Source organism: Mycobacterium sp. (genome assembly GCF_004298145.1).
Lineage (GTDB): Bacteria > Actinomycetota > Actinomycetes > Mycobacteriales > Mycobacteriaceae > Mycobacterium.
Window position 1 is genome coordinate 1 of record NZ_SCRH01000040.1, and the last position, 13,177, is coordinate 13,177.

The 13,177-nt window shown below is 67.3% G+C and carries 12 protein-coding genes; 5 read left to right on the forward strand and 7 right to left on the reverse strand.

Translation table 11 applies throughout. The features are described from left to right. Window positions 1-315: 315 nt before the first annotated feature. From EPN51_RS16150 to EPN51_RS16160, 3 genes are all read left to right on the forward strand, one after another. On the forward strand, window positions 316-615 hold the full coding sequence (locus EPN51_RS16150) for a hypothetical protein (RefSeq protein ID WP_366509452.1): 300 nt from the start codon (window positions 316-318) through the stop codon (window positions 613-615). A gap of 159 nt (window positions 616-774) precedes the next feature. Further along, on the forward strand, window positions 775-1,269 hold the full coding sequence (locus EPN51_RS16155; protein ID WP_293044357.1) for an SRPBCC family protein: 495 nt from the start codon (window positions 775-777) through the stop codon (window positions 1,267-1,269). A gap of 24 nt (window positions 1,270-1,293) precedes the next feature. Then, window positions 1,294-1,518: a deoxyribodipyrimidine photolyase gene (locus EPN51_RS16160; RefSeq protein ID WP_293044359.1), complete on the forward strand. Its 225-nt coding sequence runs from the start codon at window positions 1,294-1,296 to the stop codon at window positions 1,516-1,518. Window positions 1,519-1,667: 149 nt separating this feature from the next. On the opposite strand, the gene EPN51_RS16165 is transcribed toward EPN51_RS16160, so the two are convergent. The 3 genes from EPN51_RS16165 to EPN51_RS16175 form a co-directional block, all read right to left on the reverse strand. After that, window positions 1,668-2,135, reverse strand: coding sequence for a limonene-1,2-epoxide hydrolase family protein (locus tag EPN51_RS16165; RefSeq protein WP_293044361.1), 468 nt, complete (start codon window positions 2,133-2,135; stop codon window positions 1,668-1,670). 268 nt (window positions 2,136-2,403) lie between these two features. Continuing rightward, window positions 2,404-3,684 (reverse strand): histidine--tRNA ligase, encoded by a 1,281-nt coding sequence (gene hisS, locus EPN51_RS16170; RefSeq protein ID WP_293044363.1) that lies wholly within the window; start codon window positions 3,682-3,684, stop codon window positions 2,404-2,406. A 3-nt stretch (window positions 3,685-3,687) separates the two neighbouring features. Then, a complete protein-coding gene (locus EPN51_RS16175) occupies window positions 3,688-4,344 on the reverse strand; it encodes an MBL fold metallo-hydrolase (protein ID WP_293044365.1) in 657 nt (218 codons plus the stop codon). Between the two features lie 118 nt (window positions 4,345-4,462). On the opposite strand from EPN51_RS16175, the gene EPN51_RS16180 reads away from it, so the two are divergent. Together EPN51_RS16180 and EPN51_RS16185 are read left to right on the forward strand one after the other, a co-directional pair. Beyond that, window positions 4,463-5,356 (forward strand): peptidylprolyl isomerase, encoded by an 894-nt coding sequence (locus EPN51_RS16180; RefSeq protein WP_293044367.1) that lies wholly within the window; start codon window positions 4,463-4,465, stop codon window positions 5,354-5,356. 76 nt (window positions 5,357-5,432) lie between these two features. Further along, window positions 5,433-7,160 (forward strand): protein kinase, encoded by a 1,728-nt coding sequence (locus tag EPN51_RS16185; RefSeq protein ID WP_293044369.1) that lies wholly within the window; start codon window positions 5,433-5,435, stop codon window positions 7,158-7,160. A gap of 12 nt (window positions 7,161-7,172) precedes the next feature. Here EPN51_RS16185 and EPN51_RS16190 read toward each other — a convergent pair whose 3' ends face one another. Genes EPN51_RS16190 through secF form a run of 4 tightly spaced genes read right to left on the reverse strand, consistent with a single transcriptional unit; the run spans window position 7,173 to window position 13,177 of the window. Further along, window positions 7,173-9,551 (reverse strand): bifunctional (p)ppGpp synthetase/guanosine-3',5'-bis(diphosphate) 3'-pyrophosphohydrolase, encoded by a 2,379-nt coding sequence (locus EPN51_RS16190; protein WP_293044371.1) that lies wholly within the window; start codon window positions 9,549-9,551, stop codon window positions 7,173-7,175. A 56-nt stretch (window positions 9,552-9,607) separates the two neighbouring features. Further along, on the reverse strand, window positions 9,608-10,150 hold the full coding sequence (locus EPN51_RS16195) for an adenine phosphoribosyltransferase (protein WP_293044373.1): 543 nt from the start codon (window positions 10,148-10,150) through the stop codon (window positions 9,608-9,610). A gap of 7 nt (window positions 10,151-10,157) precedes the next feature. Next, window positions 10,158-11,864: an ABC transporter substrate-binding protein gene (locus tag EPN51_RS16200; protein WP_293044375.1), complete on the reverse strand. Its 1,707-nt coding sequence runs from the start codon at window positions 11,862-11,864 to the stop codon at window positions 10,158-10,160. A gap of 5 nt (window positions 11,865-11,869) precedes the next feature. After that, a complete protein-coding gene (gene secF / locus EPN51_RS16205) occupies window positions 11,870-13,177 on the reverse strand; it encodes a protein translocase subunit SecF (protein WP_293044377.1) in 1,308 nt (435 codons plus the stop codon).

Here is a 13,177-nt window from a genome sequence, read left to right on the forward strand (position 1 = left end):
GCAACGGAAGACCCCGCGGCCAACGCCCCAACCCCGGGAAACCGTCACCGAAGTCCTGACACACAAACCGTCACCGATGTCCTGATACAGAACTGTCACCCATGTCCTGAGACATCACACGGCCTGGTTCGCCCACCGCACCCCATTATTCGAACATTCGTTCGAGATGGAGTCAAGCGGCGCGAGCAGGGAAATGGCCCGCCCTCCCGACAGCCTCATCCGCGCCCCTTGTGCACCTGCGCAAGTCGGGGTTGTGCGCGGTCGCAAACCGGGTCTATTTTCGGTTAACCAACGCGAAGGTGGGGTATGGCACGCATGCGTTTGATCCATGTCGCTGCGGCGGTAGGCATCCCCGTCGTCGTGCTGATGGGAGCGTCGCCGGCTCGCGCGGACACCGGCGTCGATGGTTACGCGCAATGCATCGGAGGCGATGCGAAGCCCCCACCGCCCGGGGTCAGTGCAGAAAACTGGTTTCCCAGCGTCCATGTGATCGACACGGACATCAGTTCGGGTGTGTCCCCTACCGAAGTCGCTCAGAGATTGGTGAACATGGGGGTCAAACCAGACGACGCCGTTCGCCGGGTGCAGTGTTTTCTGGCCAACGCACCGCACTAGCCCAAACCCTGCCAGCTAAAGCGAGTCAGCCGACCCCAGCCCTCGCAACCGACACTAGGAACAAAACCTGGGGCACTTCACTGTCTAGGGGTAGGAACGAAGATCGCCACCGGGGCTAAGCTTCGGGTCGTATCGCCCCTATGCCGGCCGCGAGGACATATGACCGATCGCATCGAGACCTCCCGCACCATCGCCGCGCCCGCACCGGCCATCTTCGCCGTGTTGTGCGACCCGCAGGGCCACGTGGCGATCGACTCGTCCGGGATGCTCCAAGACGCCGAGGGCGACCCAGTGCGCGGCGTCGGCGACCACTTCGTCGTGCACATGGACCGCGAGTCCTTGAACGACTTCCCGCAATTGGGCAAATACGACGTCACCGTCGATATCACGGAGTTCGAACAGGATCGCCTGATCGCGTGGACGGTTCTCGGCCAGATCCAGCCGCCGATCGGTCACGTGTACGGCTACGCGCTCGCACCCACCGAAGACGGCGCGGCCACGGTGGTCACCTCGTTCTACGACTGGTCCAACATCGACCCCAAGTGGCGGGACGCCGGAATCTTCCCGATCCTGTCCGAGGGGGCGCTGCGGGCGACCCTGGGAATTCTCGATCGCACCGTCCGCCGCGGTTATCCACGCGGAATAGTGCTGTAAGCCCGACGGCAGAAAGGATCCGACATGTTGCATTCGGTGATTCTGGCGAGTTCGGACCCCGTTGCGGCCGGCCTCATTCTGCGTGGCATCAAAGGGATTTTCGTCGCGATCGGCAGCATCATCGCCGCGATAGTCTGCGCAGTCATCGCCATGATGAAGGGCCGCAATCCACTGGGATGGGGAATCCTTGGGCTGTTCTTCTCCATCCTCACGTTGATCGTGGTTATCGTCATTCCCAGTAAAAAATGACAGCGCTGCGCAGACGCGACCAGCAATAGCAGCGGTGACTGCGGAGCGCGTCGAGGGCCGAAATTGTGGCTGCTCTCCTCCTGGCGACGGCCAGTGGGCTTCTAGAGCGGTTCGCATCGCCGGCGCGAAGGCACCCGCAAATCACTCGGTCAGGCGCGTCGTGAGCTGCCGAGCCGGCGCATGGGGTGGATCACGGTCGTGGCGAGGGCCTGCACGAGGAATCCGGTGGCATCGAAATATTCGCGCCAATACGTGATCTTGCCGTCGCTGAAGGTCAACACCCCGGCCACCGGGGCTGCGACGATGACCGATCCGTCGGTTCGCCGGAGGCGGTCGATGCGCGCGGTGTGCACGACGCCGTTCTTGCTGGCGATGTTGAGGATTTCGACGTCGATCGTGGCAAGCCCCATGACCCGGTGTGCGATGCGGAGAAAGCGCACCGCCTGATGCGGGCCGGTGAGCTTGGGGATGGGGCGTTGATCCCAGACGCCTTCTGGTGCTAGCAAATCGAATGACGCGCACATCGCGTCGAACGACTCGCCCCAGGCAGCGAAGAACCCGAGTGCCTGCAGCTCATGCTGATCAGGTGGCGTGTCGAGCGTGGTCTTGGCGGGCACGTGGCCATCTCCTATCGGTTTCCGGTGATCCAGGTCGCTGTCGAAAGATCGCTGTCGCGGCCGAGCACGTTCGCGAGGAGGTGGCTCTCGGGTTGTTCGTGGGCATGTCGGCGTCCGGTGCAAGGAGCCCCGCCTCGCTCAGCAGTGTACCGATGCGGGCCATAATGACGGTCGCCCGAGTGGCAACGAATCCCCCTAAGCGCGCACGTTTACGTGAGGCAACACGTACCGACACGGAGCGGGGGCAACCGTCGTGCCCCGAAAGTCGCTACCGACCGAGTTGTGAAAGCACCTCGGCGACAACGGCATCCGCCGCGACGGAAACCTGGTCACCGGTCCCGAGGTCCTTCACCCCGACGGTGCCGGCCTCGATATCGCGGTCGCCGAGGACCAGGGCGATCCGGGCGCCGGACCGGTCGGCCGCGCGCATCGCGCCCTTGAGGCCGCGGTCACCGTAGGCCAGGTCGGCGCGCACACCGGCGGCCCGCAGCCGGCCGGCCAGCACCGCCAGCCGCAGCTTGGCCTGCTCGCTCAGCGGCACGCCGAAGACGTCGCAGCGGGTGGTCTCCCCCACGGTCTTGCCCTCCGCGCGCAGCGCCAGCAGGGTGCGGTCCACGCCGAGCCCAAATCCGATGCCGGACAGGTCTTGTCCGCCGAGCTGGCGCATCAGGCCGTCGTAGCGGCCACCGCCGCCGATGCCGGATTGCGCGCCCAGGCCGTCGTGCACGAACTCGAAGGTGGTCTTGGTGTAGTAGTCCAGCCCGCGCACCATGCGCGGGTTGATGACGTACGGGACCCCGAGCGCGTCCAAATGCGCCAGCACGGTGTCGAAGTGCTGTTTGGCCGCATCGGACAGGTGATCGAGCAGCACCGGCGCGTCGGCCGTCATCGCTTTCACCTGTGGCCGCTTGTCGTCGAGCACGCGCAACGGATTCAGCTGCGCGCGCCGTCGCGTCTCCTCATCGAGATCCAGGCCAAACAGGAAGTCCTGCAACAGTTCCCGGTATTGCGATCGGCAGCTGTCGTCTCCCAGCGAGGTGATCTCGAGGCGGAATCCGTCGAGCCCGAGGGACCGGAATCCGGCGTCGGCGACGGCGATGACCTCGGCATCAAGGGCCGGGTCGTCGACGCCGATCGCCTCCACGCCGACCTGCTGCAGCTGGCGGTACCGGCCGGCCTGCGGACGTTCGTAGCGGAAGAACGGTCCCGCATAACAGAGTTTTACCGGCAACGCGCCACGGTCCAGGCCGTGTTCGATCACGGCACGCACCACACCCGCGGTTCCCTCGGGCCGCAGCGTTACCGAACGCTCGCCACGGTCGGCGAACGTGTACATCTCCTTGGACACCACGTCGGTGGATTCGCCGACGCCGCGGGCGAACAGGGCGGTGTCTTCGAAGATCGGCAGCTCGATATCGCTGTAGCCGGCGCGGCGGGCGGCGCCGAGCAGGCCGTCGCGCACCGCGACGAACTGCGCAGAGTCGGGCGGGACGTAGTCCGGCACCCCTTTCGGCGCCGAGAAGGCCGAGAATGCTGAAGGCTCAGGCACGGGCTAGAGGCCTTCGAGGAACGGGTTGAGGCGCCGCTCGGCGCCGATGGTGGTGGAGTTGCCGTGCCCCGGCAACACCACGGTGTCGTCGTCGAGCACCAGGAGTTTGTCGACGATCGAGGTCAGCAAGTCGCGGCCGCTGCCGCCGAACAGGTCGGTGCGGCCCACCGAGCGCTCGAACAGGGTGTCACCGGTGAACACGACGTCCTTATCCCCGGTAACGCGGAACACCACCGAGCCGCGGGTGTGCCCGGGGGTGTGATCGACGTTGACCGTCACGCTGCCCAGGTCGAACTTGTCGCCGTCGCGGTCCAGCTCGACGACCTGCTTGGGCTCCCGGAAGAAAGCGCCCGCCACCATCTGCGCCAGGCGCGGGCCCAGGCCGTAGATCGGGTCTTTCAGCATGAACCTGTCCTCGGGATGGATGTAGGTCGGGCAACCGTAGGTGTCGGAGACCTTCTGCGCCGACCACATGTGGTCGATGTGCCCGTGGGTCAGCAGCACCGCGGCCGGCGTCAGCCGGTTCTTGTCCAGGATGCGCTGCAGCGGGCCCATCACCCGCTGTCCCGGATCCACGATGACGGCGTCCGATCCCGGCCGCTCAGCCAGCACGTAGCAGTTGCACTGCAACATGCCGGCGGGAAATCCGGTGATCAACACGATTCCCAGTTTCCCACGGGGCCCACTTGACACGAGTCGCGGCGCCCACATTAGCCTGAGCTGGCCACCTCACGGGTTTAGGGGCTCCGACTTCACCAACCATGGAGGCATAGCGGCCGTGCCGACCAACGAACAACGACGTGCCAACGCCAAACGCAAGCTCGAACGGCAGCTGGAGCGGCGCGCGCAGCAAGCCAAGACACGCCGGATCGTGCTGATCGCGGCCGGCTCGATCGTGGCCGTGGCCGTGATCGCGGCGGTGGTCATCACGATCATCAACACCAAGAACGAACACAAGAGCAACACCGCGGCGACGACGACCGCCGCCAGCGGGTCCCCGGAGTCCACGACGCCCGCCGGGCCGGCGCCGTCCGCCCCGCCGTTGCCCGCGTTCAAGCCGTCGGCCGAGGTGGGCGCCAACTGCCAGTACCCGGCAACGCCCGAGCCGGCGGCCAAGCAGGTCAAGCCGCCACGGACCGGCAAAGTGCCGACCGATCCGGCTCAGATCAGCGCCAGCATGGTGACCAACCAGGGCCACGTCGGTCTGATGCTGACCAACAACGAATCCCCTTGCACCGTCAACAGTTTCGCGAGCCTGATCGGCCAGAAATACTTCGACAACACCAAATGTCACCGGCTGACCACGTCGCCGGGGTTGGGCGTGTTGCAGTGCGGCGACCCCAAGGGCGAGGGCACGGGCGGGCCGGGCTATCAATTCGCCAACGAATATCCGACCGACCAGTACCCGCCGAATGACCCCAAGGCGCAGGAGCCCGTCCTCTACCCGCGCGGCACCCTGGCCATGGCCAACGCCGGACCCGGCACCAACGGCAGCCAGTTCTTCATGGTCTACAAGGACTCCCAGTTGCCGCCGCAATACACCGTGTTCGGCACCATTCAGCCCGACGGGCTGGCCACCCTGGACAAGATCGCCAAGGCCGGTGTCGCCGGTGGCGGTGAGGACGGGGCGCCCGCCGCCGAGGTCACCATCACCTCGGTGCTGCTCGACTGAATCCGTAGCGGCGCAACGCAGGCGCCGATTGGCGAGAATCACGCGGCCGCCGGGACCGACGGCTTATTGTCGTCGCGTGGCGGCGAAGTCATTCGGGCAATACCAATTGCTGGAAGTCTTGGGACGCGGGGGCATGGGACAGGTCTACCGCGCCTACGACGCCACCACCGACCGGGTGGTCGCGCTGAAGGTGTTGGCGTCGAACCTCGCCGAGGATCTCGAGTTTCAGCAGCGGTTCCGGCGCGAGGCGCGCATTGCCGCAAGCCTCAACGACCCACACGTGGTGCCGATCCATAGTTACGGCGAAATCGATGGCCAGCTATATGTCGACATGCGGTTGATCGAGGGCCGCGATCTGGTCGACTACATCACCGAAAACGGTGGACGGCTGAGCCCCGAGCGTGCGGTCGCGGTCGTCGAACAGGTTGCCGCGGCGCTGGATAGCGCGCATGAAGCGGGTTTGGTCCATCGCGACATCAAGCCGAAGAACATTTTGGTCACCACGGCACGGGACTTCGTCTACCTGATCGACTTTGGCATCGCCCGCGGCATGGCCGACACCTCGCTGACGCAAACCGGGCACACGATGGGCACCGCGGCGTATATGGCGCCCGAACGGTTCAGGGGCACAACGGATCACCGTGCCGACGTCTATTCGCTGGCCTGCGTTCTGCAGGAGTGCCTGACCGGGAAGCGCCCGTTCGCGGGCGAAAGCCTCGAAGAGCAGCTCAACGCGCATCTGAGCATTCCGCCACCGCAGCCGTCGACCACCGTGCCCGGCGTGCCCCCGGCACTGGACGCGGTGGTCGCGCGCGGGATGGCGAAGGACGTCGAGCGCCGCTTCCAGTCGGTGGCCGAGCTCGCCGAGGCCGCCCGGGCCGCACTGACCGGTCCCGCGAGCGCGCCGCCACCGCCCGGTGCTGTGCCGCCGACCCCCCGACCCGACCCGCGGCCGCCGTATCACCGGCCCACGCATTCGCGGCGGTTGCTGGTGGGCATCGTCGGCGCGTCGGCCCTGGCCCTGGCCGCGGTAGTGGCGTTGGTCATCGCGTTGGTGGCCCAGAGTCACGGCTCGAGTGACAGCCAGGCGTCGAGCGCCACCCGGGCCCGGGTGCCCGGCAGGGCCGGATCGAACCCCGGTGCGAGCGGCCCGGCCTCGGCGACCGTGCCACCGCTGCCGGCGTTCGCGCCGCCGGCCGACCTGGGCGCCGACTGCCAGTACCGCCCGGTGCCGGATCCGGTCTCCCGTCCCGTCAGCGCCCCGCCGTCGGGGCGGGTGTCCACCACCCCCGCGCAGATCGGCGCGGTCATCTCCACCAACTTCGGTGATATCGCCCTGCAGCTCGCCAATTCCGAGTCCCCGTGCACGGTGAACAGTTTCGTCAGCCTGACCAAGCAGCAGTTCTTCGACAACACCGCGTGCACCCGGCTGATCAGCTCCGCGGACGGCGGGTCGCTCTTGTGTGGCGGCCCCGACGTGGACGGATCCGGCGGCCCCGGTTACGAATTCGCCGACGAGTATCCGGCGAACCAATACCAGCCCGACGACCCCGTGTTACGGGCGACGGTGGTGTATCCGCGCGGCACCGTCATCATGGCCACCGAGGGCCCCAACACCAGCGGCAGCCAGTTCGCGTTGATCTTCAAGGACTCCGAGATGGACCCGCAGAGCACGGTGTTGGGCACGATCGACCAGGCGGGTCTGGAGACGCTCGACAAGATCGCCCGGGCCGGTATCGCCGGCAACCGTCAGAGCGGCGCTCCCACCAATCCGGTGACGATCAGCTCGGTGCGGCTGAGCTAGGGCCGCCGCGGTTCACGCCGCGGAGGTCACGCGATAGACGTCATAAACGCCTTCGACGTTGCGCACCACGTTGAGGAGATGGCCGAGATGCTTGGGATCGCCCATCTCAAAGGTGAACCGGCTGATGGCAACCCGGTCACCGGACGTCGTGACGGACGCGGACAAGATGTTGACCTTCTCGTCGGCCAGCACGCGCGTGACATCCGAGAGCAGCCGGTGCCGGTCGAGCGCCTCGACCTGGATGGCCACCAGGAACACCGATGACGGCGACGGCGCCCAATGCACCTCGATGATCCGCTCGGCCTGCTGCTGCAGTGACGCGGCGTTGGTGCAGTCGGTACGGTGCACGCTGACCCCGCCGCCGCGGGTGACGAACCCCATGATCTGGTCGCCGGGCACCGGCGTGCAGCATTTCGCCAGCTTGGTCAGCACGCCCGGCGCGCCGGGGACCGAGACCCCGACGTCGTCGCTGCTGCGGGGTCGCCGCAGCATGGTCGTCGGGGTGGACCGTTCGGCCAGGTCTTCCTCGGCCTGGTCGATGCCGCCGAGCTCGGCCAACAGCCGCTGCACGACGTGCCGGGCCGACACGTGCCCCTCACCGATCGCGGTGTAGAGGGCGGAGACGTCGATGTAGTGCAGCTCGCGGGCCACCGCCGCCAGGGTTTCACCATTGACCAAGCGCTGCAACGGAAGTCCGCCGCGACGCACCTCGCGCGCCATAGCGTCCTTGCCGGCCTCCAGCGCCTCCTCACGGCGCTCCTTGGCGAACCACTGCCGGATCTTGGCCTTGGCGCGCGGTGACACCACGAACTGCTGCCAGTCCCGCGACGGCCCTGCGTTGGCGGCCTTGGACGTGAAAACCTCGACGACTTCCCCGTTTTCCAGCTTGCGTTCCAGCGCCACCAGACGCCCGTTGACCCGCGCGCCGATGCAGCGGTGCCCGACCTCGGTGTGCACCGCGTAGGCGAAGTCGATCGGTGTGGACCCGGTCGGCAGGGTGATGACGTCACCCTTGGGGGTGAACACGAAGATCTCTTGGACCGCAAGGTCATAACGCAGCGACTCGAGGAATTCACCCGGGTCGGCGGCCTCCCGTTGCCAGTCGAGCAGCTGACGCATCCAGGCCATGTCGTCGATCTCGGCGGCGGCGTGCGGATGCGGAAGGCCGTTGCGCCCCTTGGCCTCCTTATAGCGCCAGTGCGCGGCGATGCCGTATTCGGCGGTGCGGTGCATGTCCCGGGTGCGGATCTGCACCTCCAGCGGCTTGCCCTCGGGCCCGACGACGGTGGTGTGCAACGACTGGTAGACCCCGTATCTGGGCTGGGCGATGTAGTCCTTGAACCGGCCGGCCATCGGCTGCCACAGCGAATGCACCACGCCCACAGCGGCATAGCAGTCCCGGATCTCGTCACACAGGATGCGAATACCGACCAGGTCGTGGATGTCGTCGAAGTCTCGCCCCTTGACGATCATCTTCTGGTAGATCGACCAGTAATGCTTGGGCCGGCCCTCCACCGTCGCCTTGATCTTCGACGCGCCCAGCGTGCTGACGATCTCGGCGCGGACCTTGGCCAGGTAGGTATCCCGCGACGGTGCGCGCCCGGCGACCAGCCGAACGATCTCCTCGTACTTCTTGGGATGCAAGATCGCGAACGAGAGGTCTTCCAGTTCCCACTTGACGCTTGCCATACCCAGCCGATGCGCAAGGGGCGCAATGACTTCCAGCGTCTCGCGGGCCTTGCGGGCCTGCTTCTCCGGCGGCAGGAACCGCATGGTGCGCATGTTGTGCAGCCGGTCGGCGACCTTGATCACCAGCACGCGGGGATCGCGCGCCATCGCGGTGATCATCTTGCGGATGGTCTCGCCCTCGGCGGCGCTGCCCAGCACCACCCGGTCCAGCTTCGTCACGCCGTCGACGAGATGGCCCACCTCCTCCCCGAATTCCTCGCTCAACGCGTCCAGGGTGTACCCGGTGTCCTCGACGGTGTCGTGCAGCAGCGCGGCCACCAAAGTGGTGGTGTCCATGCCCAATTCGGCCAGAATGGTGGCGACGGCCAGCGGGTGGGTGATGTAGGGGTCGCCGGAGTGGCGCAGCTGGGTGGCGTGCCGCTGGTCGGCGACCTCGAAGGCGCGCTGCAGCAGCGACACGTTCGCCTTCGGGTAGATCTCCCGGTGCACCGCCACCAGCGGTTCGAGCACCGGGTTGAGCGTGCTGCGCTGAGCGGTCATCCGTCGGGCCAGCCTGGCCCGGACCCGCCGCGACGCGCTGCTGGACGTCTTCAGGGATTCGGTCGGCGGCCCCGGAGCCTCCATCGGCTGCGTGATGGCCGGCGACTCTGTGACCTTAGTGGGCGCGTCGAGCGCTTGCGCCGCGCTGTTGTCATCCGCCACGTTCGGTCACCTCCGAATTCGAGGATACGTCTTCTCGAACCAACTGCCCGAAAGCGCTACTCGCACGTCAGGCTGTGTACCGGCAACGGCGCGACCGTTTCCCGGCCGCCCAGCCCGCCGAGTTCGAACACCACCGCCGCCGCCATCACGTTGGCCCCCGCGCGCTCGAGCAGCCGGGCCGCCGCGGCCAGGGTGCCGCCGGTGGCCAGCACGTCGTCGATGATCACGACGTTGCGGCCGCGCAACTCGATACCCTCGGCAGGGATCTCCAGGGTGGCAGTGCCGTATTCCAGGTCGTACCGCTCGGCGCGCACCGGCGGCGGCAATTTCCCGGCCTTGCGGATGGCCAGCACGCCGGTCCGCAGCCGGCCGGCGACCGCCGCGGCCACCAGGAACCCCCGGGACTCGATGCCGGCCACCAGATCGGCGCCGGACGCGATCTCGGCCACCGCGCCGGTGACCGCCGTCATCGCCGTTGCGTCGGCGAACAACGGGGTGAGGTCCTTGAACTGGATCCCCGGCTTGGGGAAGTCGGCCACCTTGCGCGTCAGCGACGCGATGAGCTCCGCCACCGGCGTCCGTCCGCCGACATTCGTCACCGAAACCTCATTGCACCAGGGCCCAACGGTCCATGTTCCAGCCCACGCCCCAACGCGTCGGGTTCGTGCTCACCGCGTACATCTTCTTGGACATCAGCAACGTGCGCTGCTGCCGGTACAGGGGCAGGGTGGGCATATCGTCCCACAGTATCGGGGCGGTTTCGGCCAGCAGCCTGACTCGCTCGGCGGCATCGGCCGATACCGCCAGCGCCCCGATCGCGCCGTCGACCTGGGGATTCGTGTACCCGGACAGGTTGTTTCCGTTGCCGGTGTGCAGGGCATAGGCATCCAGCGCCGAGGAGCCCGTCGAGCCGCTGCCGGTGGCGCCGCCGGTGCTGGCCAGCAACGCGTCGATCTTTCCGTCCCTGAGCGCCTGCGGGCCCGAAGTGTTCAGGATGACGCCGGAGACGGTGATCCCGGCCGCGGCGCACGATTTGGTGATGACCCCGACGTTGACCGCGAGCCGCGCGTTGGGCCCCTGGTAGCCGATCCGCACCGTCAGCGGCGCACCGCCCAGCGCGTTGCGCGCGGCGACCGGATCCGCCTTGCTGAACGGGCCGGCCTCGGCGGCCCCGTCCGCCGCGGTAACGGCATCATCGCCGGCCGGGTTCAGGCGTGAATTGGCGATCGGCGTCCCCGCGTCGTGGGCCAGTGCGTCGCGCGGCGTGCACAGCGCGACGGCACGGCGGGCCTTGGGCGCCGAAAGCGGGCCCTGCGGGGCGAAGATCAGCTGCTCGATGCCGTCCGACGGCGCATCGGTGCGCTCGTAGTTGTCTGGTGTGGCCAGCGTTCCCGACGACCCCGCGGCGACGTCGACCACTTCGACCGTGCGGTTGTTGACGCGGTCCTGGATGTCGGGTCCCTGCGGCCACACCGTGATCCGCTTGGTGATGGCCTTGGGCCCCCACCACCGGTCATTGGCGACGAGCACCACCGCCCCGCCCTCCAGGACGGATCCGATTTTGTAGGGCCCCGACGACGGGAAGCGCTTTTCGAGCACGTCTTTTTGCAGCCCGGGTTTGAGGTCCCACATCGTGTTCCACAGCTTCGCGATCTGTCGCACCAGCGGTGCGTTGTGGCTGAGCAGCGCCGCGGTCACGTCGACGTTGAGTTGGTCGGCGATGACGTGCGACGGCATCAGCGAGGTCGCGGTGAACAGCTGGTTGTAGTCGACGACGCCGCGGTCCGGGACGAACGACACCCGGGCCTTCTTTTGCCCGGGCATGCACTCGACATTGGCGATGTCGATATAGCCGCCCTGGGTGGCCGCGTTGAATTCGGGGAAGCGGCCGGACTGGGCCGCCCAGGCGAGCACGATGTCGTCACAGGTCAACGGCTTGCCGTCGGAGTAGACGGCGTTGTCGGCGATCTGGTAGTCCAGCACCAGCGGCGTGCCGCCGACCACCGAAACGGTGCCGAAGTCGCGGTCGGTGACCATTTGCCCGCCCGGGCCGTGATAGCTGAAACCGGTGAGTGCGCGGGCGAAGGCCTGCGCTCCGGCCGAGGCGGCGCCGACGACGGTGTTGGTGTTGTAGGTGGTCAGCGGCCCGTCGACCACGTAGTCGATCTCGGAGGCGGCGCTACCGGCGCACGCGGTCAGGGTGAGGCCCGCCACCAGCACCACCGCCAGCCCGGCGCCGATCCACAGCGTTACGCCCCACCGGTTGGTTAGCACGCCACGATCGGTGCCAGTTCCCCGGTACCTGGTGGCCATCCTGTCTACCCCCGGCCGACGTTCCGCTTGCCGGTGGGACGCCGGGTCCCCGTCGGCCGCACGGGACGGGCTCCCGGCGCCGGCTTGCTCGGCACGGGCTTGGACGACTCCGACGGCCTCGACGTCGCGCGCTCGGCCGCCAATCCGCCGGCGGGCGAGGCGGCTTCCTCAGCGGCGTCGTCCTCGTCGTTCACGTCCGAGGCGTTCTCGGTGCCCGCGCGCGAACCGCCGGCGCGCCGCCTCATGACGCGGCGGGTGTGGGTGCGCACCAACTCGGTGCGTTCCCGCATGCTGACCAGCAGCGGCGTGGCGAAGAAGATCGAGGAGTAGGTGCCGACGATGATGCCGATCAGCTGCACCAACGCAAGGTCCTTCAGGGTGCCGACACCCAGCAGCCACACCGCCACCACCATCAGGGCCAGCACCGGCAGCACACCGATCAGGCTGGTGTTGATGGACCGCATGAACGTCTGGTTGACCGCCAGATTGGCCTGTTCGGCGAAGGTGCGCCGGGTGGTGTGCTGGAAGCCGTGGGTGTTCTCCTCGACCTTGTCGAACACGATGACGGTGTCGTAGAGGGAGAAGCCGAGGATCGTCAGCAAGCCGATGACGGTGGCCGGGGTGACCTCGAAACCCACCAGCGAATACACGCCGGCCGTGACCGCCAGGTCGAAGAACATCGCCGCGATCGCGGCCAGCGTCATGTACCGCTCGTAGCGGACCGTGATGTACACGCCGACCAGCACCAGGAACACCACCAGGGCGATCAGCGCCTTCGTGGTGATCTGGTCACCCCACGTCTCGGAGACCGCCGAATCGCTGATGGCCTGCTTGTTGGGTTTGCCGTCGGGGCCTTGGGGTCCGAACGCGTCGAACAACGCGTTGCGCAGCTTGTCCGTCTGGTCGTTGGACAGCGTCTCGGAGCGAATCTGCACGGTCGCCGCGGCGCCACTGCCGACGACGACCACCGATTCCGGATCGTTGCCGATGGTCTTGCGGAACACGTCTTGGACTTCGGAGGTGTGCACCGTGCCGTTCGCCCCGGTGGCAGGCATCGACAGCGTGGTGCCCCCGTTGAAGTCGATGCCGAAGCTGAAGCCGCGCAGCACGATGGACAGCATCACGACCGCGACGATCGCGCCGCTGATGCCGAACCACAATCGGCGCCGTCCGACCACCTCGAACGCGCCGGTGCCGGTGTAGAGGCGCGACAGGAAGCTATGGTGCGGCGCCCCGGTTGCACCGGCGCCGTCAGTTAATTCTGTTGTGCCCTTGGATGTTTCGGTGATTTCGGTCGCGTCTTTGGAGGCCAT